Source organism: Kitasatospora sp. NPDC001261 (genome assembly GCF_042896795.1).
In the GTDB taxonomy this organism is placed as follows: Bacteria; Actinomycetota; Actinomycetes; order Streptomycetales; family Streptomycetaceae; genus Kitasatospora.
Window position 1 is genome coordinate 101,206 of the sequence record NZ_JBIAXP010000027.1, and the last position, 23,661, is coordinate 124,866.

Annotated in this window: 12 protein-coding genes; 7 read left to right on the forward strand and 5 right to left on the reverse strand. The window is 75.3% G+C overall.

Features of this window, described 5'->3' with window-relative positions:
• The 5 genes from ACFY4B_RS31535 to ACFY4B_RS31555 form a co-directional block, all read right to left on the reverse strand.
• Complete coding sequence (locus tag ACFY4B_RS31535; RefSeq protein WP_387973726.1) at positions 1-1,479, reverse strand: condensation domain-containing protein; 1,479 nt, start codon at positions 1,477-1,479, stop codon at positions 1-3.
• The gene (locus tag ACFY4B_RS31540) at positions 1,476-14,618 is read right to left on the reverse strand and encodes a MupA/Atu3671 family FMN-dependent luciferase-like monooxygenase (RefSeq protein ID WP_387973729.1); all 13,143 of its coding nucleotides are present in this window, start codon (positions 14,616-14,618) and stop codon (positions 1,476-1,478) included. The genes ACFY4B_RS31535 and ACFY4B_RS31540 overlap by 4 nt, the downstream gene beginning before the upstream one ends.
• Before the next feature lie 184 nt (positions 14,619-14,802).
• Entirely contained in the window at positions 14,803-16,068 is a 1,266-nt protein-coding gene (locus tag ACFY4B_RS31545) for an MFS transporter (protein ID WP_074003127.1), read from the reverse strand.
• Between the two features lie 209 nt (positions 16,069-16,277).
• Positions 16,278-16,484, reverse strand: a complete 207-nt coding sequence (locus ACFY4B_RS31550; protein WP_387973732.1) for a hypothetical protein — start codon at positions 16,482-16,484, stop codon at positions 16,278-16,280.
• A gap of 139 nt (positions 16,485-16,623) precedes the next feature.
• Positions 16,624-17,082 carry a PaaI family thioesterase gene (locus ACFY4B_RS31555; protein ID WP_387973735.1) on the reverse strand — a complete coding sequence of 153 codons (459 nt, stop codon included), beginning with the start codon at positions 17,080-17,082 and terminating at the stop codon, positions 16,624-16,626.
• Between the two features lie 398 nt (positions 17,083-17,480).
• Between ACFY4B_RS31555 and ACFY4B_RS31560 the strand changes: the two genes are divergently transcribed.
• The 7 genes from ACFY4B_RS31560 (at position 17,481) to ACFY4B_RS31590 (ending at position 23,660) form a co-directional block, all read left to right on the forward strand.
• Complete coding sequence (locus ACFY4B_RS31560) at positions 17,481-18,200, forward strand: Phenylacetic acid catabolic protein (protein ID WP_387973738.1); 720 nt, start codon at positions 17,481-17,483, stop codon at positions 18,198-18,200.
• 48 nt (positions 18,201-18,248) lie between these two features.
• Positions 18,249-19,367 carry a radical SAM protein gene (locus ACFY4B_RS31565; RefSeq protein ID WP_380742755.1) on the forward strand — a complete coding sequence of 373 codons (1,119 nt, stop codon included), beginning with the start codon at positions 18,249-18,251 and terminating at the stop codon, positions 19,365-19,367.
• Between the two features lie 85 nt (positions 19,368-19,452).
• Positions 19,453-19,707: an acyl carrier protein gene (locus ACFY4B_RS31570; RefSeq protein ID WP_049652425.1), complete on the forward strand. Its 255-nt coding sequence runs from the start codon at positions 19,453-19,455 to the stop codon at positions 19,705-19,707.
• On the forward strand, positions 19,704-20,954 hold the full coding sequence (locus ACFY4B_RS31575; protein WP_387973741.1) for a beta-ketoacyl-[acyl-carrier-protein] synthase family protein: 1,251 nt from the start codon (positions 19,704-19,706) through the stop codon (positions 20,952-20,954). The genes ACFY4B_RS31570 and ACFY4B_RS31575 overlap by 4 nt, the downstream gene beginning before the upstream one ends.
• Complete coding sequence (fabI, locus tag ACFY4B_RS31580) at positions 20,954-21,766, forward strand: enoyl-ACP reductase FabI (RefSeq protein WP_181970377.1); 813 nt, start codon at positions 20,954-20,956, stop codon at positions 21,764-21,766. Before ACFY4B_RS31575 ends, fabI begins: the two co-directional genes overlap by 1 nt.
• Complete coding sequence (locus ACFY4B_RS31585; RefSeq protein WP_074003122.1) at positions 21,763-22,722, forward strand: 3-oxoacyl-ACP synthase III family protein; 960 nt, start codon at positions 21,763-21,765, stop codon at positions 22,720-22,722. The genes fabI and ACFY4B_RS31585 overlap by 4 nt, the downstream gene beginning before the upstream one ends.
• Positions 22,719-23,660 (forward strand): alpha/beta fold hydrolase, encoded by a 942-nt coding sequence (locus ACFY4B_RS31590; RefSeq protein WP_387828963.1) that lies wholly within the window; start codon positions 22,719-22,721, stop codon positions 23,658-23,660. The genes ACFY4B_RS31585 and ACFY4B_RS31590 overlap by 4 nt, the downstream gene beginning before the upstream one ends.
• Position 23,661: the final 1 nt, after the last annotated feature.

The following is a 23,661-nucleotide window of genomic DNA, read 5'->3' on the forward strand; positions in this document are numbered from 1 at the left end:
TCACCCGAGCGGGACCTCCAACTGCCGGGCCAGGTCCTCGACCAGGGCGTCCAGCCAGCCCCGGACGGTGCCCGGGTCGAACAGGTCGGCGTCGTACTCGACCTGCCCGAGGTAGCCGTCGGCGTCCGGGGTGAGCGAGAACGCGCAGTCGGCGCGGGCGGAGTGGCCGGGGATGTCCTCGATCTCGGCGGTCAGGCCGGGGAGGTCGAGGCCGATCGGCGGGGTGCTCTGGACGGCGAGTACGACCTGCGGGTAGCCGACGGGCATGGGGACGCCGCGCTCCCGCAGCGGTTCGACCAGCAGGCCGAACGGCATCAGGGAGTGGTCGAGGGCGGAGGCGATCGCCTCGGCGGCGTGGTCCACCAGGGCCCCGAAGCCGCTCTCGCTCCGGGTGGGCACCAGGATCGGCATGCTGCTGGTGAGCAGGCCGACCACCCGTTCGTCGGCCGGCCGCCTGCGGTTGGCGTTGGAGAGCAGGATCAGCGTCTCCGACGCGCCGCTGAGCGAGCCGAGCAGCCGGGCGAACGCGGCGACGACGACGGCCGAGGCGGTGGTGGACCGGGCGGCGGCGTAGCGCCCGACCGCCTCGGCCACCGCCGCCGGGACCCGGAACTCGGCCGTCTCGCCGAGCCCGGAGCGCTGCTCGGGACGCGGCCGGTCGGTGGGCAGGTCCGCCGCGAGCGAGGCGCCGCCGAGGACCTCGGCCCAGTGGTCGGCGGCCGCCGCCATGGAGGCCCGGTTGACCACCGTCCGCTCCCAGCAGGCGTGGTCGGTCATCCGGCCGGCCTCGCCGGGCAGCGGCCCGCCCGTACGGTAGAGCGCGCTCAGGTCGGCCAGCACGGTGGCCAGCGACCAGCCGTCCACCGCGATGTGGTGGATGGTCAGCAGCAGCACCCACTCCTCCGCCGCCGGGCGCAGCAGCCGGGCACGCAGCAGCGGGGGTGCGGTCAGGTCGAACGGGCGGGCGACCTCGGCCTCCAGGGCCGCGGCGAGGGCCGCGTCCCGTTCGGCGGGCGCGAGCCCGCGCAGGTCGTCGACCGGGACGTCCAGCGGGGTGTTCGGGAGCACCTGCTGGAGCCCCCCGAGCTCGGTCTCCAGGAACCGGGTCCGCAGGCTCTCGTGCCGCTCGGTCACCGCCGTCAGCGCGGCGGCCAGCCGCTCGGGCTCCAGCGGCCCGCGCAGGGTGATCCGGTGGGTGATGTTCCACACCGCCGGATCGGCCGCCGCGCGGTGGGCCTTGCGCAGCCGCCACTGGGTCACCCCGGCGGGGGCGGCGGACAGCGCCGCCCCGTCGCCGGTGAGGGTGGTCAGCAGCCGGTCGCGGTGGGCCCGGACGAGGCCGGTGACCTCCTCGTCCATCGCCCCCGCGGGGGCCAGGTAGCCGAGCTTCTCACCGGTGGTGCGCAGCACGATCTCGCGCTCGTCGAGCAGCTTGAGGAGCCGCGCCCACCCCTCCTCGTTCTCCTCCGCCGTGCTCACAGGGTGCCCTCCTCGAAGGCCGGGGCCGGGGCCTGCTCGGCGGCCGGCTGGTGGGCGGCCATCGCGCGGATGGTCGGGCGGCGGAAGAAGTCCAGCACGCCGATCCGTACGCCGGTCTCCTCGCGGACCCGGTTCAGCAGCCGGGTGGCGGCCAGGGAGTGCCCGCCGAGGTCGAAGAAGGAGGTCTCCACCCCGGCGGGGCGGCCGAGCTCCTCCTCCCAGAGCTGTTGCAGGGTGCGCTCCAGCCCGGTGGCCGGGGCGGCCTGCGGCTCGTCCGCGCCGAGCGGGCGCGGCTCGGGCAGGGCGGCGGTGTCCAGCTTGCCGTGCGGGGTGAACGGCAGAGTGTCGACGGTGGCCCAGAGGCTCGGGACCATGTAGTCGGGCAGCAGGTCGGCCAGGCGGTCGGCGATCCCGGGCAGGTCGGCGGCCGCGCATCCGACGTACCCGGCGAGAACGGTGCCCGCCGGGGTGCGGCGCGCCGTCACGGCGGCGGCGTGCACGCCGGGCAGGCCCAGCAGCACGGTCTCGATCTCGCCCGGCTCGACCCGGTAGCCGCGCACCTTGACCTGGCGGTCGGCCCGGCCGAGGTACTCCAGCCGGCCGTCCGGGCGCCAGCGGCCGAGGTCGCCGGTGCGGTAGCTTCGGCCGTCGGGGGTGTCGGTGAAGACGGCGGCGCTCTCCTCGTCGCGGCCGATGTAGCCGATGCCGACCTGGACGCCGAGGGCGTGGATCTCGCCGACCGCGCCGGGCGGCACCCGGCGTCCGGAGGCGTCGAGCAGCACGATCCGGCTGCCCGGGGTCGGGCGGCCGATCGACGCGTACTCCGGGCCGTCCGGTTCGATCTCACCGGCCGTCAGCGCGTGGGTCTCGGTCGGGCCGTAGTGGTTGACCAGCCGGCAGCCGGGGTTGCGGCCCAGGAAGGCCCGCAGCCCGGGGGTGAGCAGCACCTGCTCGCCGCCCGAGATCAGCTCCCGCAGGTGCGGCACCGGCTCCTCGCCGAGCGCGTCGGCCAGTGCGGCCAGCGGGGTGTACGGCAGGTGGACCCGTTCGGCCCGGGTGGCCCGGACGACGGCGGCCAGCGCCGTCACGTCGTAGCGGGTCTCCTCCTCGATCAGCAGCAGGGTGCCGCCGCCGGCCAGCGTGGTGAGGATCTCCTGGACGCTGACGTCGAACCCGCAGGAGGCGTACTGGAGGGTGCGGGCCGCGGGGTGGTCGGCGACGTTCCAGGCCACGAAGTGGGCCAGGGCCAGCGAGTGCATCAGCACGCCCTTGGGGCGGCCGGTGGACCCGGAGGTGTACAGCAGGTACGCGGGCGCCTGTGCCGAGGGGGCCGGCAGCGGGGGCAGCGCGGCGGGGTCGGCGTCGGCCGGGGCGGTGCCGGTGAGCACCGTCGGCACGGTCAGGCCGAGCTCCTTCGGGGCGTCGTCCGTGGTGGTGAGCAGCACGACCGGCGCGCTGTCCTGGACGATCAGCCGGCAGCGCTCGGGGCCCTGGAGGACGTCGACCGGGACGTGGACGGCGCCGAGGCGCAGGATGGCGAGCAGCCCGGCCACCAGGTCCAGCGAGCGGGGGAGTAGCACGCCCACCCGACTGCCCTCGCGGACGCCGGCCGCGAGCAGCCGGCCGGCCAGGTCCTCGGAGCGGGCCAGCAGCGTCCGGTAGTCCGTCTCGCTGCCGTCGGCGGCGACCACCGCGGTCTGTTCGGGCCGCTCGGCCGCGGTCGCGGCGATGGTGGCCAGCGGGTGCTCGGGGTCCTGGGCGGCGGCCGGTCCGCACTCCAGGGCGGTGTCGGCGGGCGCCACGGCCAGTTCGGCGAGCGGCCGCTCCGGGTCGGCTACCGCGGCCGTGAGCAGCCGCTCGAAGGCGCCGAGCAGCCGGTCGACGGTGGCCCGGTCGAACAGGGTGTCGGCGTACTCCACGTGGCAGCGGATGCCGTCGGGCAGGCTGGTCAGGAAGAGCGTCAGGTCGAAGGCGGCGCGGTCGGCGACGTGGTCCAGCGGTCGGGCCGTCACCCCGGGCAGGTCCAGCTCGAAGACCATGTGGTTCTCGAACTCGACCATGACCTGGAACAGCGGGTTGCGGCTGGTGTCGCGCTGCGGGTTCAGCTCCTGCACCAGCACCTCGAAGGGCAGCTGCTGGTGCTCGTAGGCGTCCAGCGCGGTGGACCGGACCCGGCCCAGCGCCTCGGCGAAGGCCGGCTCGCCGGACAGGTCCAGGCGCAGCGCCAGCGTGTTGACGAAGAACCCGACCAGGTCCTCGGTGCCCTCGGCCCGGTTGGCCACCGGGGTGCCCAGCACGATCTCGTCCTGGCCGGCGTAGCGCTGCAGGACGCCGGCGAAGCCGGTCAGCAGCACCATGAACAGGGTCGAGCGCTTGGACCGGGCCAACTCCCTCAGGCCGTCGGAGAGTTCGGCGGGCAGGTGGTGGACGAAGGAGCGGCCGCGGCCGTCCGGCACCGCGGGGCGCGGCCGGTCGGTGGGCAGGGCCAGCACCGGCAGGTCGCCGCCGCCGAACACCTTGCGCCAGTGGGCCAGGCTCTCGTCGTACTCGCCCTCGGCGACCCGGGCCCGCTCCCGGGCGGCCTCGGCCGCCGGGCCGGTGGTCAGCACCGGCAGGTGGGCGGCCCGGCCCTCCTGGGCGGCCAGGTACAGCTCGCCCAGCTCGCGGGTGATCACCACGGTGGACAGGGTGTCGATCACGATGTGGTGCATCGACAGGACCAGCACGTGCCGCTCGGCCGCCTGCTCCAGCAGCAGGGCCCGGAACAGCGGGCCCTCGGCCAGGTCGAAGCGGTGCGCGCCCTCGGCGGCGACCAGGTCGGCGACGGCGTCCTCGGCGGCCGGGTCGGCCGTGATCCGCTGAAGGACCGGGCCGGCGGGCGGCGCCAGCACCTGCTGGAACGGTTCGCCGTCCTGCTCCCGGAAGACGGTGCGCAGCGCCACGTGGCGTTCGACCAGCCGGCGCAGCGCGGTGTCCAGCGCCTGGGGGTCGAGCGGGCCGTCCAGGGCGATCGCCTTGACCTCGTTGTACTGGCCGCCGTCGGGCAGCATCCGGTGCAGGAACCACATCCGCTGCTGGGCGTACGACAGTCGGGCGCCGCGCAGGGTGTCCCGGCGCAGGACGTCGAGCTGCGGCAGCCCGGTCGCCACCAGTTCGGGGGAGAGGCCGAAGTCCACGAAGGCGGCGATCTCGTCGGCGCCGGCCGCCCGCAGCTCGGACAGCACCCCCTGGACGCTCTCCGGCGTGCCGATCAGCGCGCGGGAGGCGCAGTACCGCTCGTACGCGCGCTCCAGCACGTACTCCAGGTCCTCCTCGCGGGCGTTCGCGAAGTCCAGGGTCAGGCCCAGGCTGTTGGCCATCTGCCCGAACAGCGAGAGCGAGGAGCGCAGGTAGTGGCAGAACGGCCGGTAGGCCTGCTCGCGGGCGGTGGCCAGGTCGGTGCCCAGGTAGGTGTGCACCAGCACGACCACCCGGCCGGCCTCGGGGTCGAGGCCGTGCTCGGCGCGGGTGCGCCGGTAGACGGCGATGTTCTCGGCCAGCTGGGCGACGTCCTGGGTCATCAGGTTGGTGATGACGCCGAGGTCGTGCCGGGCCGCCTCGCGGAAGCTGTCCGGGTTGCCGACGATCGCGGTGAACATCGGCGGCAGGTCCTGCAGCGGGCGCGGGTGGAGGGTCACCTCGATCGGCTCACCGTTGCCGTTGCGGCCCTGGTACGGCTCGCCGCGCCACAGCGACCGGACGGTGTCGATCTGCCGGTGCATCAGCTCCTTGTGGCTGCCGTAGCGCTCGGGGAAGAACAGGAAGTCGTTGGGGTGCCAGCCGCTCGCGCACCCCAGGCCGACCCGGCCGCCGGACAGGTTGTCGACCACCGACCACTCCTCGGCCACCCGCACCGGGTGGTGCAGCGGCAGCACGGCGCAGCCCGCGTTCAGCCGGATCCGGCTGGTCTCCCGGGCCAGCGCGGCGGCCAGCACCGAGGGGTTGGGGAAGATGCCGCCGAAGGAGTGGAAGTGGCGCTCCGGCAGCCAGACGGAGTGGAAGTCGTGCCGGTCGGCGAAGCGGGCGCTCTCCAGGACGATGCGGTACTTCTCGTCGTCCGGGGAGTCCAGCGGGTAGTCGCCGAAGAAGTAGAGGCTGAAGTCCACCGGCCGCTGCGGGTCGCTGACCGGCTCGTACGGGAGGGCCGGGGCGGGGGCGCCGCCCACCGTCTCGGCGGGTACGGTCGCGGCGGGCGCCGGGAGTTCGGCGGCCGGCCGCGGGGCCGGCCGCGGGGCCGGCAGGCGGACGCCGGGCGAGGCCGGGAAGAAGCCGCCGCGCCGCAGGTCGCGCAGCGACTCGCGGACCGCGTCGGCCACGAACTCCAGGTCGCCGTCGGTGTGGGCGGTGGAGAGGAAGAAGTTGCGCCACTCCCACACGTAGACCCCGCGGGTCAGCAGGTGCGGGAAGAGCAGCTCCATGTCGGCCCGGGGCTCGAACCGGAAGAGCGAGCCGAAGTGGGCCAGCCGCAGCGGGAACTCCTCCTCCTCGAAGAAGGTGTTCAGGGTGGTGGCCAGCTCGTCGGTGCGGGCGTTCAGCCGCTCCTGGAGGCCGGGGCCGGCCGCCTTGAGGTGGCGCAGCACCGCGCCCGCGGCGGTCATCGCCAGCGGGTGCTGGATGTAGGTGCCGCCGAAGAAGGTGGTGTCCTTGGGCGGGTAGCTGTCGTCCCCGTAGTCCCAGTGGCCGCCGTCGATCCCGTCCATGATGTCGGCCCGTCCGGCGATCGCGCCGATCGGGTAGCCGCCGCCCAGCACCTTGCCGTAGGTGGACATGTCCGGGGTGACGCCCCAGAAGCCCTCGGCGCCGCGCAGGTGCGGGCGGAAGCCGGTGAGCATCTGGTCGAAGACCAGCACGATGCCGAGCCGGGTGGTCAGTTCGCGCAGCGAGCGGACGAAGTCGACGGGCTGGCGGCCGGGGTGGCGGCTCTGCACCGGCTCGACCAGGACGGCGGCGATCCGGTCGCCGTGCTCCTCGATGACCTTGAGGCTCTCCGGGTCGCCGTACCGCAGCACCAGCAGGTCGGCGACCGCGCTGCCCGGGATGCCGATGGACACCGGGACGGTCTCCCGGTCGGCGCCGCGGCCCAGCGTCCGGCCCAGGGTCTGGTCGGAGTGGCCGTGGTAGGAGCCCTCGAACATGACGATCTTGTCCCGGCCGGTGTGCGCGCGGGCCAGCCGGATCGCCCCGGCGTTCGCCTCGGTCCCGGAGTTGGCGAAGGCGACCCGCTCGGTGCCGGTCAGCTCGGCCAGCAGCTCGGCGGCCTCGCCGGTCTCCGGGCCGCGCGGGCCCAGCCGCAGGCCCGAGGACAGGTGCTCGCGGACGGCCTCGGAGACGAACTCCGGGTCGTGGCCGAAGAGCAGGACGCCGAAGCCCATGGTGATGTCGACGTACGGGTTGCCGTCGACGTCCTCCAGCCGGGAGCCCCGGGCCCGGCGGGCGGCCAGCGGGTAGAGCATCTCCTTGGTGCCGGAGCGGAAGCCGACCACGGCGCGGCTGTCCGCCAGGGTGCGGCGGTGGCGGCGGGTGATCGCCTTGGAGGCGGTGGTGCGGGCGGTGAAGCGGGCGACCAGGTCGTCCACGTGGGCGCGCTGCTGGTCGGTCAGGCCGCCGGCGGCCATGCCGGACTCGCGGGAGACCGTCACCCGGGGGCCGTGCACCTGCGGGGCGGCCGGGGCCGGGCTCTCGGTGGCGGGTGCCTCGGCGGCGGGAGCGACGGCAGTGGGTGCGGCGGCGGGCGTCGGGAGCGGCACGGCGGCCGGTACGGCGGCCGGGGGCAGGGCCGCGGGCACGGGCGCCGGGGGGAGCGCGGGTGCGCCGCCGGCCAGCAGGCCGAGCTGGTCGCGCATCAGGTCGGAGAACTGGCCGAGCAGCGCGAGCTGGCGCTCGATCAGGCCGGTGCCGTCGGTGACCGGGGGCAGCGCGGCGGGGGCCTGCGGGGCGGCGGGCATGGGTGCGGGCGCGGCGGGTACGGGCTGCGGAGCCGGGGCCTGGACGAGCGGCGCCTGGGCGGCCGGTGCTTGTACAACCGGGGCCTGGACGACCGGGGCCGGAGCCGCCACCGGCGCTGCCACCGGCTCGGGCACCGCCACGGGCTCCGGCTCGGCGGCCGGCAGCAGCGTGGCCAGCACGGCCGGCTCCAGCCGGGAGGCGATCAGCCCGGCCAGCCGGGCCGGGGTGTCGGCGTCCTCGAACAGCTCGCGCATCGACACCCGGACCCGGAACGCGCGCTCCAGGTCCCGGATCATGTTGATCATCGACAGCGAGTCGGCGCCCAGGTCGAAGAAGGGCTCGTCCGTGCCGACCGAGGCCTCGTCGTAGCCGAGCTGGCGGGCCGTCTGCTCGACGACCTCCCGCAGCACGGCCTGCCCGGCCAGCTCCTCGGGGCTCAGGGTCGGTGCGGCGGCCGGTTCAGCGGCCGGAGCGGTCTGCTGGGGTGGGTCCTGGCGCATGGCGGGGTCCTCGGTGGTCGGCCGGTCGGGGGCGGTGAACCAGTGGCGGCGGCGTTGGAAGACGGTGGTCGGCAGCGGGACGCGGCGGGCCGGTCCGTCCGGCCAGTCCCGGGCGGCGGCGAAGCCGGCCCAGTCGAGCGGGACGCCGTACGACCAGAGCGCGGCCGCGGCGGCGTCGAACTGCTGCTCCGGGGAGGCGCCGCGCCGGCCGCCGGCGACGAAGTGGCGCTCCGGCAGCTCCCGGCGGCCCATGCCGGTCAGCGTCGGGTGCGGGCCGATCTCCAGGAAGAGCTCGTGGCCCTGCCCGTCCAGTGCGGCGAGGACCTGGTCGAACCGGGCGGTCTCCCGGGTCTGCCGGAGGAAGTACTCGGGCGTCGGGACGGTCCCGGGGGCCAGCACCTCGCCGCCGAGGTTGCTGACCAGCGGGACGGCCAGCGGCCGCAGCCGCAGCCGGGCCAGCTGGTCGCGGAAGGGGTCGAGCATCGGGTCGAGCAGGCGGGAGTGGAACGCCCGGTCGCTGGCCAGCCGTTCGGTGGTCACCCCGTCGGCGGCCAGCACGGCCTCGGCGGCGGCGATCTCGCGGGGCGGTCCGGCCAGCACGCACTGGCCCCGGCCGTTGACCACGGCCAGGTCCACGCCGGGCAGCCAGTCGCCGAGCCCGGCCAGCCGGTCCAGGCCGGCCGAGACCACCGTCATGGCGCCCGGTTCGGTCAGCCGGTGCATCAGCCGGCCGCGCAGCGCGGTCAGGAACATCCCGTCGGCCAGGTCGAGCGCGCCGGCCGCGTGGAAGGCCGCGTACTCCCCGGCGCTGTGCCCGGCGACGGCGGCGGGACGGAGCCCGAGCTCCTGCCAGAGCCGCAGGTAGGCCGCCTGGAGGGCGAACAGCGCGGGCTGCGCCGCCTCGGTGGTCCAGCCGTCCTCGGTGCCCTGCGGCGCGGGGTCGAGCAGCAGCGGCAGCAGCGGCTCGCCCCAGTTCTCGCGGTGCAGCCGGTCGCACTCGTCCAGGACGGCGCGGAAGGCAGGGAAGGCCCGGTACAGCTCGGCGGCCATGCCCCGGTACTGGGCGCCCTGGCCGGTGAAGAGCAGCACCGGCAGGACCTCGCCGCGCCCCACCTCGCGGTGGGCCGCGCCGGTGGTGGTCCGGCCCGCCAGGAAGGCGTCCAGGCCCTTGCGCAGGGCGGCCGGGTCGGGGCCGGTGACGGCCAGCCGGTGGCGCAGCGCGCGGCGGCCGGCGCCGAGGGTGAGCGGCAGGTCGCCGGGCGCGAGGGCGGGTTCGGCGTCCAGCCGGTCGCGGAGCAGGCCGGCCAGTTCGGTCAGCCCCTGGGCGGTGCGGGCGGACAGCGGCAGGACGGTCGGCGCCGGTCGCGGTTCGACGGCCGGGGCCGCGGGCGCCTGCTCCAGCACCAGGTGGGCGTTGGTGCCGCCGACGCCCAGCGCGCTGACCCCGGCCCGGCGCGGGGTGGGGCCGTCCGGCCAGTCCCGGCGCTCGGCGGCGAGCCGGAACGGGCTGTCGGCCAGTTCCAGCGCGGGGTTGGGGCTGGTGAAGTTCACCAGCGGGGGGATGGTGCCGTGCCGCAGCACCAGCAGCGCCTTGATCAGGCCCGCCATCCCGGCGCAGGTGTCCAGGTGGCCGATGTTGGGTTTGACCGAGCCGAGCGAGCAGAATCCGGCGGCCTCGGTGCGGGCGCGGAACGCCTGGGCCAGTGCCCGGAACTCGATCGGGTCGCCGAGCGGGGTGCCGGTGCCGTGGGCCTCGATGTAGCCGATGCTGTCGGCCGGCACGCCCGCCAGGTCCAGGGCCCGGCCGACCACGGCCGCCTGCCCGTCGACGCTGGGCGCGGTGTAGCCGACCTTCCGGCCGCCGTCGTTGTTGACGGCGGAGCCGAGGATCACCCCGTGCACGGTGTCGCCGTCGGCCAGCGCCCGGTCGAGGCGCTTGAGCAGCACGGCGGCGACGCCGTTGCCGCCGACGGTGCCGCCCGCGTCGGCGTCGAAGGCCCGGCAGGCGCCGTCGGGGGAGAGGATCGACCCCTCCTCGTAGCGGTAGCCTGCGGCCTGCGGGATGTGCAGGGCGGCGGCCCCGGCCAGGGCCAGTTCGCAGTCGCCCGCGAGCAGCGACTGGACGGCCAGGTGCACCGCGACCAGCGAGGTGGAGCAGGCCGTCTGCACGCCGATCGCCGGGCCGGTGAGGCCCAGCCGGTAGGCGACCCGGGTGGCGGCGAAGTCGGCCTGGTTGCCGATCGCGGTCTGCAGGGCGGCGACCGGCTCGGACGGGTCGGCGGTGGTGGCCAGGGTGTGCTGGTAGTAGGTGCGCAGCGCGTAGAGGGTCATCCCGGTGCCGGCGAAGACCCCGACCCGGCGCTCCGGGTCCGGCGCGTCGTAGCCGCCGTCCTCCAGGGCCTGCCGGCAGATCTCCAGCAGCAGGCGCTGCTGCGGGTCCATCAGGGCCGCCTCGGCGCCGCTGATGCCGAAGGCCTCGGCGTCGAACTCGTCGGTGCCGGTGAGTGCCCCGGTGACCGGGACGAAGTCGGGGTGGCGGTACTCCTCCGGGCGCAGTCCGGCCGCGGCCAGCTCCTCCTCGGTGAAGCGGGTGGTGCTCCGGACGCCCTCGACGATGTTCCGCCAGTACTGCTCGGGGGTGTCGGCGCCCGGCAGGCGCAGCGCCAGGCCGACGATCGCCACCCGGCGGTCGTCGCCCGGCCCGGCGACGGGGGCGGCGGCCGCGGCGGTGGGCGCGGCCGGCTCGGCGGCCAGGTGGGCGATCAGGGCGTCCACGGTGGGGTGCCGGAACAGCTCGGTGGGCGCCGGCGGCGTGGGCAGCGCGGCGCTGAGCGCGCCGTGCACCCGCATCAACTGGAGGGAGCCGATGCCGAGTTCGGCGAGCGGGCGGCCCGGGTCCAGTGGGGTGTCGAGGACGGACTCGAAGGCGTCCAGGACCAGCCGGCGCAGCCCGGACGGGGCGGTGTGCCCGGGGCCGGGTGCCGCGGCGGGCCGGGCGGCCGGCTCGGCGGTGGCCGGCGTCGGCGCTGCGGCGGCCACCGGGCGGGGCGCGGTGGCGAGCAGGCGGCGCCGGGCGGCGGGGGAGCTCGGGTCCGGACCGGCGTACCGGTGGCCCGGGGCGCCCGCCAGCAGCAGGGCGGCCAGCCGGCGGCCGTGCGCGGCGCTCAGCACGGCGATGCCCCGGCCGGCGGCGGCCTGCTCGTTCTCGGTGTCGCGGTTCATGCCGACCCCGCTCCACAGGCCCCAGGAGATCGTCCAGGCCGGGGTGCCGGTCTCCCGGCGCAGCCGCTCGACGGTGCTCTCCAGGTAGCGGTTGGCGGCGGCGTACCCGGTGGAGCCGACCGCCTCCTGGAGGCCGATCATCGAGGAGAAGGCGACGAACTGGGCGCCGGGGCGCTGCCGGACCAGCTCGATGAGGTGGTCGGTGCCCTCGGCCTTGGTCCGGACGGCTTCGAGCCAGTCCTCGGTACCGGTGTCGGCGAGGAGCGTGAGCCGGTAGCCGCCGGCCAGGTGGAGCACGCCGTCCAGCGGTGCCTGCCACTCCCGCTCGGCCTCGGCGAGTACCTCCGCCAGCTGCTGATGGTTCGTCACATCAGCCTGGCGGTAGGTGACCTGACCACCCTGGGCGGCCAGTCGGCGCAGCGCGGCCCGGCGCTCGGCCGCTTCGGCGGTCGGGGCGTCCAGGTCACTGCGGCCGACGATCAGCAGCCGGGAGCCGTACTCGCGCAGCAGTCCGGGCAGCAGCTCGGCGGCGATCCCGCCGAGGCCGCCGGTGACGAGGTAGCGGGCGCCGGGGGTGAGCAGTGAGCAGCCTTCCCCGGCCGGTTCGGGGGCGGCCTCGGCCGGTGCCAGCCGGGGGACCCAGGGGCGGCCGGCGCGCCAGGCGGACTCGGGCTCGGGGCGGGGGTCGGCGAGCAGGGCGAGCAGCGCGGCGGCCTGCTCCGCGACCGGCGCCTCGCCCGGAAGGTCGAGGTGCCGGGCGGCGGGCACCAGCTGCTCGGCCCGTGCGCCGGCGGTCAGTGCGGCGGTCAACGCCGCCCGGGGGCTGGGGAGTTCACCGGGGAGCACGGCGTGCAGCCCGGCGCTGACGGAGACCAGCTCGCGGACCGGGGCCCGCGTCGGCAGCGCCCGCAGCAGGGCGAGCAGCGCCTCGTCCGGCGCCTGGTCGGAGGTGTCGGCCGTCGCGCTCCACAGGTAGACCAGCCGGTCGGCCGGCCGGTCGCCGAGGGCCCGCAGCCAGTCCTCGGGGTCGGCGGTCGGCGGGCGGTCCACCACCAGGGCGTTCGGCAGGGCGGCGGCCAGGGCCTCGGTGAGGGTGCCGGGGCCGGACGGGCCGAGCAGCAGGATCGTTTCCTCGGCCAACGAGGCCGGCGAAGAGGCCGGGGCCGCCGCCACCGGGCGGGCCTCCCAGCCGAGCCGCCGCACGCAGTCCGGCAGCGTCCGGGAGTTGGCCTCCGCCAGGTCCAACGCGACGATGTGGTCGTCGAGTTCGCCGTCCAGCAGCCTCCCGCGCAGCGCGGTGCGCTGGATCTTGCCGCTGGTGGTGCGCGGGAAGTCGGCCGCCGGGACGGGCAGCACCAGGGCGGGGGCCGGCTGCCGGCGGGCCGCCAGCAGCTGCCGCACCTCGGCGGCGACCGGCGCCGAGGGCGCGTCCGGGTCGCTCTGGACGTAGGCGATCACCAGTTGCTCGGTGCCGGTGCGTTCGTCCGGCACCCCGAAGGCCGCGACGTGCCCGGAGCGCACCCCCGCCACGGAGGCCACCACGTCCTCCAGCTCGTGGCAGAAGTAGTGCACGCCGTTGACGATGATGATCTCCTTGCGACGGCCGGTGAGCACCACCTCGCCGTCGACCAGGAAGGCCAGGTCCCCGGTGTCGAACCAGTCGTCGCCGACGAAGGCCTCCTGGTTGGCCGGCGGGTTGTTCAGGTACCCCGGCGTCACCCGGCCGGAGTGGACCTGGAGCCGGCCGACGCGGAGCTCGGGCAGCGCCCGTCCGGCGTCGTCGGCCACCCGCATCCGGGTGCCGGGTGCGGGCCGGCCCATGCTGAGGAAGGCGGTGCCGCGCTCCGCCGAGGCCGGGTCCGCGGGCTCCAGCCGGCCGGTCAGCGAGTCGGTGCGCACCAGGCGGCGGGCGCCGTCCTCGTCGTAGCGCTTGTAGGTGATCGCCGTGCAGGTCTCGGCCATGCCCCAGGCCAGCAGCACGTGGCCGGGGCGGATGCCGAACGGGGCGGTGGCGGCCAGGAACTCGTCGATCACCGCCTCGGTGCACTGCTCCCCGGCGTTGATCAGCGACTTGACCGAGGACAGGTCCCAGCGGCGGTCCGGCCCGGCGGCCCGGACGGCCTCGGCGACCAGCCGGAAGCCGAAGTTGGGCGACCAGGAGTGCGCCGCCCGGTAGCGCTCCAGCGCGTCCAGCCAGACCAGCGGGTCGGCGAGCACGAGTTCGGTGGGGATCTGCACCTGGTCGGCGGCCAGTACCACGTCGCGCAGATGGAACATCAGCAGTCCGGCGACGTGGTCCAGGGGCAGCCAGTTGACCGTGCCGTCGCCCGGCTCGGTGCCCTGGGCGACGGCCCCCGCCACGTACTCCAGGATGCCGCGGTGGGTGATCTGCACCGCCTTGGAGCGTCCGGTGCTGCCGGAGGAGAGCTGGAGCATCGCGACGTCGGCGGGGACGGGGGCGTGCTCGGGGGCGGGGCCGTCCGGCAGCCCGCCCTCGGCGGGCCGGTCGACCGCGATCACCCGCAGGCCCGGCGCCGGGTACAGCTCCCCGAGCCGCTCCAGGCCCGCCACCGCGGGCCCGCAGACGAGCACCGGCGGCTCCTCCAGGGTCTGCCAGGCGTGCCAGAGCTTCTCCAGCACGGGGTTGCGCTCGTGGTAGTCCGGCGGGCGGGCGACCGTCACCGGCTGCATCCCGCCCAGGAAGCAGGCCCACAGGGTGGGGAAGTAGTACTCGGGCTCCGGGACCTGGAGGATCACCCGGTCCCCGGCCCGCAGCCCGGCGGCGGCCAGCACGGCGAGGATCTCGCGGGAGCGGCCGAGGAGTTGACGGTACGTGATCCTGGTGGCCTCGCCGCCCGCCCGGATCAGGTGCAGTCCGCGGTCGGGGTGCAGTTCGGCGGCGCGCAGCAGCGCCTCGGGCAGTGTCCGGGGCGCGTCCGGCCCGGGGGCGGGCAGCGGGGCGCCGACGGCCTCCGTCCCGGGGTCCTCGGCGTCGGGGCCCTCGGAATCGGCCTCCCCGGGGGCGGCCGTGGGCCGCGCCGGGGCGGCGCCGGCCGTCGCCGGGCCCTCCCCGAACGGCCGCCAGCGGTCGGTGAGTTCGCGCAGGTGGCGCAGGGCGGGGCCGGGGGCGGTGGGCGGCCGGGTGAGCGCCGCGGCCAGCGCGGCGGCGTCCGGTTCGCCCTCGGGGGTGCGGACGATGCCGTCCAGGAGGTGCACTTCGGCGCTCGGGTCGGCGTCCAGCAGCGCCGCGGCGGCCCGGCGGCGCAGGGCCTCGGGATCGCCGTCGACGGCGGGGACCAGGTAGGCCAGCAGGCCGGGGCGGCCGTTCTCGTGCTCGACGGGCAGCAGCGCGCAGTCGGCGATCTCGGGGCGTAGCAGCAGCCGGGCTTCCAGGGTGCGCAGCCGGCCGTGGTCGGGACCGGTGGGACTCATGATTTCGGCACCTTTCGGATCGGTGCCGGGGCGCGGGTGTGGGCCGCCCCGGGTCAGGGAGGGGGAGCGGAGGTGAGTGGCGCGTACGGCGCGGGGGCGCCGGGTGTGCGGAGGTGCGCGGGTGCGCGGAGGTGTCCGCGGACGTGCGGTGGTGTGCGGAGGGGTGCGGTGGTGTGCCGTCTGTTCAGCGGCGGCGGCGGGCGCGGGCGACCATCACCAGGAAGGCGAGCGCCAGCACGATCGGGACGGCGTGTGAGACGCCGACCACGGTGAGCGGGCTGAGCACCGCGAGCAGCGAGCCGCTCAGCAGCATCCCGGTGCCCATGCCGACGTTCTCGGCGGAGGTGAGGATGCCGAAGGCCTCGCCGCGCCGCTCGTCGGCGAGGGCCTGGATCCGGGTGGTGTAGGAGATCTCGGTGAAGCCGTCGCCGAGGCCGGCGCCGATCGCGACCAGCAGGAAGAGCGGGGTCGGCAGGTCGGTGAAGACCAGGATGAAGCAGGCGGACATCAGACAGGTGCCCAGCGCGAAGCCGCGCTCGCCGGGCTCGATGCCCCGGCGCAGCATGAACCGGGAGACCAGCTGCTGGGCGCCGAGGTTGCCGATCGCCCAGGTGGCCCAGAAGGTGCCGAGCAGGGCGGCCGGGTTGTCGGGCGACGACTGGTTGGCGAAGACCGGCAGGCTGATGTTGTGGGCGGAGGAGCCGAAGGCGTCCAGCAGCCGGATCCCCGCCATGGCGCCCACCACGGGGGCGGCCCGCAGGACGACCAGGGCTTGCCACCGGGGGCGGCGCTTGCCGGTTGTCGGGGCGGGGTCCTCCGGCGGGGTCGCGGGCTCCTCCGCCTTCGCGGCCCGGGTGGGCAGCGGCAGCCGGACCACCAGCGCCCCGAACAGGACGAAGCTGGTCGCGTCGATGAGCAGCGCGGCCCGGAATCCGGCCCAGGCCACCACCACGCCCGCGGAGGCGAAGCCGAGCACCATCGCGGTGGAACGGCAGCTCGCCATCAGGCTGTTGGCGCGGGCGCGGCGCTCGGCGCCGACCATCTCGGGGATGCTGGTCCGCAGGGCGACGGCGGCCACGGCGGCGGCGCCGCCGAGGACCACGGCGAGCGGGTAGAGGACGGGGATGCGCAGCGAGGCCGGGACGAGGGCGACGACGACCAGCGCCAGCGCCTGGGCCAGGGCGCAGCCCGTCATCAGCCGCCGGCGGTCCAGCCGGGCCACCAGCCGTCCGGCGACCAGCCCGCCGGCGAGGCCGCCGGACAGTCGCAGGACGAGGTACCCGGCCGTGCCGAGCGCGTTCCCGGAGGCCTCGTAGGCGAACAGACTCAGCGCGACGAGGTCGAGCTGGCTGCCGTAGGTGTTCAGGGCATCGCCCGCGGCCAGCCGGTAGAAGGGCCGGGGCAGCTTGGTCGTGGCGAGTTGCGGTGCATCCAGTGCGGTGTCCGGCACGGTATTCCCCCCGGGGACGCCGTAGGGCGGCTCAGTGTGACATTGCACCGCAACCTAGAGGTGACCGGTCCGTAGATCAATACCGAGATCGTCTCCTGTCCGAAAGATCGTGAACTCGGCCGACTTACTGTCACCTTTTACGCCACGCTGGCCAGTTGTTGGCGTACGGACGGGAGTGCGCTCCGGGTGGGGGCGGGCGCGGGGTGGGGTCAGCTGCGGCCGAACAGCCTGCCGAGCCAGCCCTTGCCCTTGCGGCCCTGCTCGGCGCAGTCGCACCGGGCTGACTTCGGCACCCCGGCCAGGACCTGCTCCACGTGCATTCCGCACCCGGCGAAGCCCGGCTTCCCGCAGGTGCGGCAGGCGACTCGTCGGCACATGTCGTGCTCCGTTCTCCGGGCTCCCAGGGACGGAGCCATGCCGCCAATATACCCCGCCCCGTATTCGTGATGTCGGATTCGTCCGGCCGCCGGGGTCGGAGCGGCGGCGGGGCGAAGCCGTGGCGCGGAGAGCGGAGGGGAGGGGGCCGTGGTGCGGAGAGCGGAGGGGAGGGGGCCGTCAGGCCGTCTCGGGGCGGGCCGGCGGGATCGCGTAGGTCAGCGTGGCGCTGGCCACCAGGACGTCGTCGGCGTCCAGCAGTTCGGCCAGCACCACGCACAGCCGGCGCCCGAACTTGGCCGTCCTGGCGTGCACGCGCAGCGCCCCGGGCCGCGGCCGGTTGAGGAAGCTGATCTGCAGCGAACTGGTCAGCGCCATCAGGGTGGGCCCGAGCCGGGCGTTGATCAGGAGAAACGCGGCCAGGTCGCACAGGCCGGCCTGCTCCGGGCCCGAGACGGTGCCGCCCGGGCGGGTGCGCAGCCGGTCGCCGTCCACGGCCAAGGTGAGGGTCCGGCCGTCCACCCCGGTCACCCGGCAGGCGGCGTAGTCGGGGAACTGGCCGGTGATCAGGTCATTGAGCTGATCGGGGCCCAGGAGGACGTCGACGGTGGCGACCGCCGTGTTCGAGTCGGTGGTCATGGGGCTCAGCGTAACCGTCTGCCCGGTGGTGCGCCCGGGGCGGTCCAGGCCCGCTTCCGGCCAGCTTCGTTTGCCGTGGTCAACCGCCAAGATCCGTTGCGGCCATGATAATTGCGCATGTCCTGGCGGTGTCGTGGCGGCCGGAACCGGCCGCTCCGGTGCCGTCCGGTGGCCGAATCCGCTCGGCACGATTCGTAAGGGACCTTGTTCGGCCCAAAATGCAGCACCTACTCTCCGAGGAAGTTCAGCGGAGCCGATGCGGAACTCCGCCGGCCGCTGGGGGGCGGCGTCATTTTCCTTGTGGTCGTCAGGGGCCTCGGTGGAAAACGGGCCCCCACCCGTTCATGCCCGACCATGTCCTGCTTCAGAGTCCTGCTTCAGAGACGGGGTGTTGCGCCATGGGTATTTCCATTCTGGACGACGAGGCGGTGGTGGTCCGTACTCCCGACGAGTTCCTGGCGATGCCGGAGGAGTACCGGGAGATCGCCATCCGCGGCATGGTGGTCAACACCGAGGGGGAGCTCTCCGGCGGCGACGACTACGTGCAGGTCTTCCTGCCGCTGGCCCCCGACGCGGAGGAGCGGCAGGTCTGCGCGGAGCGCGCCGCCGAGGAGTACGACCACTACAAGATCGGCAAGCGGGTCCTCGCGGAGGTCGGCGTGGACACCACCTACATGGAGAAGCAGACCCTGGCCGAGCGGAACCTGTTCCGCGCCCAGGAGTTCCACACCTGCACCACCTGGGCCGAGCGCGGGATCTTCTCCTACATCGGCGAGGAGACCGCGATGGTGATGATCTCCGAGTTCGCGCAGAGCAGCTACCGGCCCTGGGCGGACGCGGTGCGCACGATCATCCTCGACGAGAAGGTGCACATCGCCCACGGCGCCCGGGTGTGCCGCAACCTCGCCGCCACCGACGACGGCCGCGAGCAGCTCCAGCAGGCCCTGGACCGGCTGTGGCCGACCTTCATCCGGATCTTCGGCAGCCCGCGCTCCGAGCGCGCCAGGCTGGCCGTCCGCTTCGGCCTGCGGCAGACCACCAACGGCGAGGCCTGCGACCTGTGGCGGGAGAAGGTCACCCCGCGCATCAAGAACCTGGGTCTGCGCCTCCCGGAGTAGCGGGAACAGCAGCACGCCGATCCCGCCACTCCCGAGGAGCCCATCGCCATGGCAACACCCGTCACCATCGAACAACGCCCGCTGAGCCGACGCGAGGCCAAGGCGCGCACCGCCGAACTCATCGCCGACCGGCCCGACCTGGCCGAACGCCTGCACCGGCTGCGCCGGCTGGGGCGCGAGGTCCGCTCCTGCGAGGTCCACCTCACCAACACCTGCAACATCCGCTGCAAGGGCTGCTGGTACTTCGAGGGCGGCTTCGACACGGCCGTCAAGGAGCTGTCCGACCTGGACCGCATCCGGGCCTTCGCCCGCAAGCTGGCGGACGACGGCGTCAACCAGGCCACCCTGATCGGCGGCGAGCCCACCCTCGTCCCGCGCCGGGTCGAGGCCTTCGTCGAACAGCTGCCGTACATCACCATCTCCACCAACGGCCTGCGCCCGATGCCCAAGCAGGGCTTCGAGAAGATCGCCATCGCGGTCAGCATCTTCGGCGGCGGCCCGCTCGACGACGACCTGCGCGCGATCCGGGTCAACGGCTCCAAGTTCACCGGCCTGTTCGACACCGCGCTCAAGCACTACCGCGACGACCAGCGGGTGCTGTTCATCTACGCGCTCTCCGAGGCCGGGGTCGAGCACATCGAGCCCACCGTGCGGAAGATCGCCGAGAACGGCAACATCGTCACCTTCAACTTCTACAGCGAGCACGGCACCGAGACCCCGCTGAAGATCGCCAACGAGCAGCGGGTGCTGGACGAGGCGCAGCGGGTCAAGGACCTGTACCCGCAGGCGGTGGTGAGCCACCCGTACTTCATCCGGACCCTGGTCACCGGCCGGACGCACTGGGGCGGCCGGTTCGGCTACGACGTCTGCCCCAGCCTCAGCGTCGACGCCCCCGAGCACGAGGACCGCGTCGCCAACGGCAACCCGGTCATCCCCGGCTTCAACGTCTGGGGCGCCGACTACGAGTCGCTCCAGTTCTGCTGCACCTCCGGCGACTGCGGCGGCTGCCGGGACAGCCAGGCCGTCTACAGCTGGCTGGTGGTCAGCGCCAACCGCTTCCTGGACGACGCCGCCCGGCTGGAGCAGTGGCTGGACATCGCCGAGAGCTACTGGCAGCAGTGGCACTGGGCCCCGTACCACGCCAGCAAGGCCGGCCCGGCGCTCTGAGCCCGCGCCCCTGCCCGCCGCCCGTACGGCACCGCCCGTACGTCCCCCGCACCGCCACCGCCGCCCCGCGCGGACGAGGAGAGCCATGCCCGACACACTGGACCGCACCGCCATCGAGAACTTCGTCGTCGACGCCCTGGTCGACCTCGGCGTCGAACGCGAGGGCATCGTCGACGACGCCGCCCTGGACGAGCTGGAGATCGACTCGCTCGACATGGTCGAGCTCAGCCAGTCCATCCGCAAGCAGCTGGGCATCCCGGTGAAGCCCAAGGACTTCGACCAGCTGTACACCGTCGGCGAGGTGCTCGACCTGTGCCGCCGGAAGGCCGGGCTGGAGTGAGGCCCCGGGCCGTCGTCACGGGCCTGGGCGCGGTGACCCCGCTGGGCGTGGGCGCCGACGAGCTGCACCGGCGCGCGGTGGCCGGCGAGAGCGGGCTCGCCGACGGGCTCGGGCTGTGCCGGGACTTCCGGCCCGCCGACCACCTGTCGCGCCAGCAGATCCGCCGCACCGACCGCTTCACCCAGCTCGCGCTCGTGGCCGCCGCCGAGGCCCTGGCCCAGGCGGGATGGACGGACGGCCCGCCGCCGTACCCCGCCGAGCGGGTCGCCTGCGTGGTGGGCTGCGCGCTCGGCGGGACGGCGAGCTTCGAGACCCAGGCCGAGGTGCTCCGGCAGCAGGGCGCGGAGTTCGTCTCCCCGCTCATGGTGCCCGCCATGATGGCCAACGCCGCGGCCTCGCAGATCGCCCAGCGCCACGGCCTGCGGGGCGAGGCGCTCTGCCTGGCCTCGGCGTGCAGCAGCGCCACCCAGGCGATCGGCACCGCCCTGCTGCTGCTCGCCGCCGGAGCCGCCGACGCCGTGGTGGTCGGCGGCGCCGAGGCCTCCACCTCCGAGCTGGTGCGGGCCGCCTTCCGCACCGCCGGGGCGCTCTCCGAGAGCGGCCGCTCGGTGCCCTTCGACCGCGACCGGGACGGCCTGCTGATCGGGGAGGGCGCCGGAATCCTGGTCCTGGAGACCGAGGCCGGGGCCGCCGCCCGCGGCGCCGCCGTGCTCGGCGAGGTGCTCGGGTACGGCTCCACCTGCGACGCCCACCACCTGACCGCCCCGGACCCGACCGGCGGGCCCGCGGCCCGCGCCGTCACCCTGGCGCTCGACGCGGCCGGCGTCGCCCCCGGGCAGCTCGGCTACCTCAACGCCCACGGCACCGGGACCGTCCTCAACGACAGCTCCGAGTGCGCGGCGCTGCGCCTGGCGCTCGGACCGGCCCTCGAAGCCGTCCCGCTCTCCTCCACCAAGTCCTGCACCGGCCACCTCTTCGGCGCGGCCGGCGCCGTGGAGGCCATCGCCACCCTGCAGGCGCTGCGCCACGCCACCGCCCCGCCCACCGTCGGGCTGCGCGAGCCCGACGAGAAGCTCGGCCCGCTGAACCTGATCCGCCACGCCACCCCGCTCGCCGCCCCCGCCCTGCCCGGCGGCCGGCGGGCCGGGCTCTCCACCTCCTTCGGGTTCGGCGGACACAACGCGGCCCTGGTGCTGGCGGCGGCCGACGCACCCGGTACGACCGGTACGACGAAAGGCCAGGAGTGATGCTCGGCTTCCACGGACGCCGCTATCTGATCACCGGGGTGCTCAACGAGGACTCCATCGCCTGGCACACCGCCAGGGCGCTCCAGGAAGCGGGCGCCGAGGTCCTGCTCACCGGCTTCGGCCGGGCCCGGCGGATCACCGAACTGGCCGCGGACGTCCTGCCCCGCCCCGCCGAGGTGCTGGAGCTGGACGTCACCCGGCCCGAGGACTTCGCCCGGCTGGCCAAGGAGCTGGAGCAGCGCTGGGGCGGGGTCGACGGCGTGCTGCACGCCGTCGCCGCCGCCCAGCAGACGGCGCTGAGCGGCAACTTCCTCACCACCCCGCCGGAGGCCGCCGGCCTCGCGCTGCGCACCGCCGCCGTCTCCCTGCACTCGCTGGCCACCGCGCTCGCCCCGCTGCTCAGCGCGGACGGGCGGCGCGGCAGCGTCGTCGGACTGGACTTCGACGCCAGCGGCGCCTGGGCCGGCTACGACTGGATGGGCGTCAGCAAGGCGGCGCTCGGCGCGGTCTGCCGGTACCTGGCGATGTACCTCGGCCCGTCCGGCATCCGGGTCAACCTGGTGGCGGCCGGCCCGGTGGAAACCGTCGCCGGGCAGGCGATCAGCACCTTCGACCGGATCGCCGACCGCTGGCAGGCCGAGGCCCCGCTCGGCTGGGACCGCACCGACCCCGCCGTCGTGGTCGGACCGGTGCTGTTCCTGCTCTCCGACCTCGCCGCCACCGTCAGCGGGGAGATCCTGCACGCCGACGGCGGGATGCACGCCGTCCGGATGGGCACCGGACCGGCCTTCGCGGAAGGAGGCGCGGCATGACGCCCGCCATCGTCGGGGTGGGCGCCGCCCTGCCCGAACGCGTCGTCCCCAACGCCTACTTCGAGCGGATCGGCGCCTCCCCGGAGTGGATCGTCAAACGGACCGGCATCGAGGAGCGCCGCTTCCTCCCGCCGGACGGCCGGCTCGCCGACCTCGTGGTGGCCGCCGCCGAACAGGCGCTGCGCAGCTCCGGGCGCACCGCGGCGAGCATCCGGCACGTCGTGGTCGCCACCATCACCCCCGACCGGGTCACCCCCGGGGTGTCGGTGGAGGTCGCCGCCCGGCTCGGCATGCCGCAGGCCACCGCCTTCGACCTGCACGCGGCCTGCGCCGGGTTCGTCTACGGCCTGGACCACGCCGCCGCGCTGATCGAGACCGGCCGGGCCGGGGCGGTGCTGGTCTGCGGCGCCGACGCGCTGACCCGGATCACCGACCACGAGGACCGCGGCACCGCGGTGCTGCTCGCCGACGGCGCCGGCGCCGCGGTGGTCGCCGACGTGCCCGGCGCGCCCGAGCCGTGCTTCTCGCTCGGCAGCGACGGCGAGCAGATCCCGCTGCTCTACGCCGACCGGGACGACCGCAAGCTGCGGATGGACGGCCGGGAGGTGTTCGACCACGCGGTGGAGAAGATGTCGGAGGCCACCCGGGAGGTGCTCACCCGGCGCGGCCTGACCTGCGAGGACCTCGACCTGTTCGTCGCCCACCAGGCCAACGCCCGGATCGTGCGCGCGGTCGGCAAGGAGGTCGGGCTGCCCCCGGAGCGGCTCTACCTGAACGTCCACCGGGTCGCCAACACCTCGGCGGCCTCGATCCCGCTGGGCCTGACCCACGCCCGCGAGGAGGGCCTGCTGGACGGCCCGAAGCTGCTCGGCCTGGCCGCGTTCGGCGCGGGCATCACCTGGGGCGCCGGGGTGATCGGCTGGCGGCCCGGCGCCGGCGGGGAGGCGGCGGAGTGAAGACCCCCCGGTTCCCCGTGATCGCCGAGATCGCCGCGCCGGACGGGGCCCGGATCACCGTCCGGGCGCTGGCCCGGCCGGAGCCGGCCGCCCCGGTGGTGGTCGTCCTGCCGGCGATGGGGACGGCCGCCCGGCACTACACCCCGCTGGTCCGCGCCCTGCACGCGGCCGGCCTCAGCGTGGCCACCTGCGACCTGCGCGGCCACGGGGAGAGCCGGCCGGTGCCCCGGCACGGGGTCGCCTTCGGCTTCCGCGAGCTGGTGGAACAGGACTTCGGGGCGGTGCTCGACGCGGTGGCCGGGGCCTTCCCGGGCGCGCCGCGCCTGCTGCTCGGGCACAGCCTGGGCGGGCAACTGGGCCTGGTGCACTGCGGGGTGTTCCGGCCCCGGCTGGCCGGCGCGGTGCTGGTGGCCAGCGGATCGGCCTGGTACCGGACCTTCGGCGTACGGGCGGGCCTGCGGCGGCTGGCGCTGAGCCAGTTCTCGATCGTCGCCTCGGCCGTGGTCGGCCACTGGCCGGGCGAGCGGTTCGGCTTCGGCGGCCGGGAGTCGCCCCGGCTGATGCGGGACTGGGCGCGGCAGATGCGCACCGGCCGCTACCGGGTGCGCGGCGCGGTCACCGACTACGAACGGGCGCTGGCCCGGGTCGACCTGCCGGTGCTGGCGGTGGACGTGCAGGGCGACGAGCTCGCCCCGCCGCGGGCCGTCGACCACCTGTGCGCCAAGCTGCCCTCGGCCCGGGTGGAGCGCTGGAGCTACACCGCCGAGCAGGCGGACGGCCGGGCGCTGGACCACTTCCGCTGGATCCGGCACAACCGCGGGCTGGTGGAGCGGATCGCCCCGTGGATGCTCGCCGCCGCCGAGGCCGCGGGCGGTGCCACGCCCGCCGAAGCCGGGGCGGACACGGCTCCGCACGGCGGCGTCCGCCCGACCGTATAGG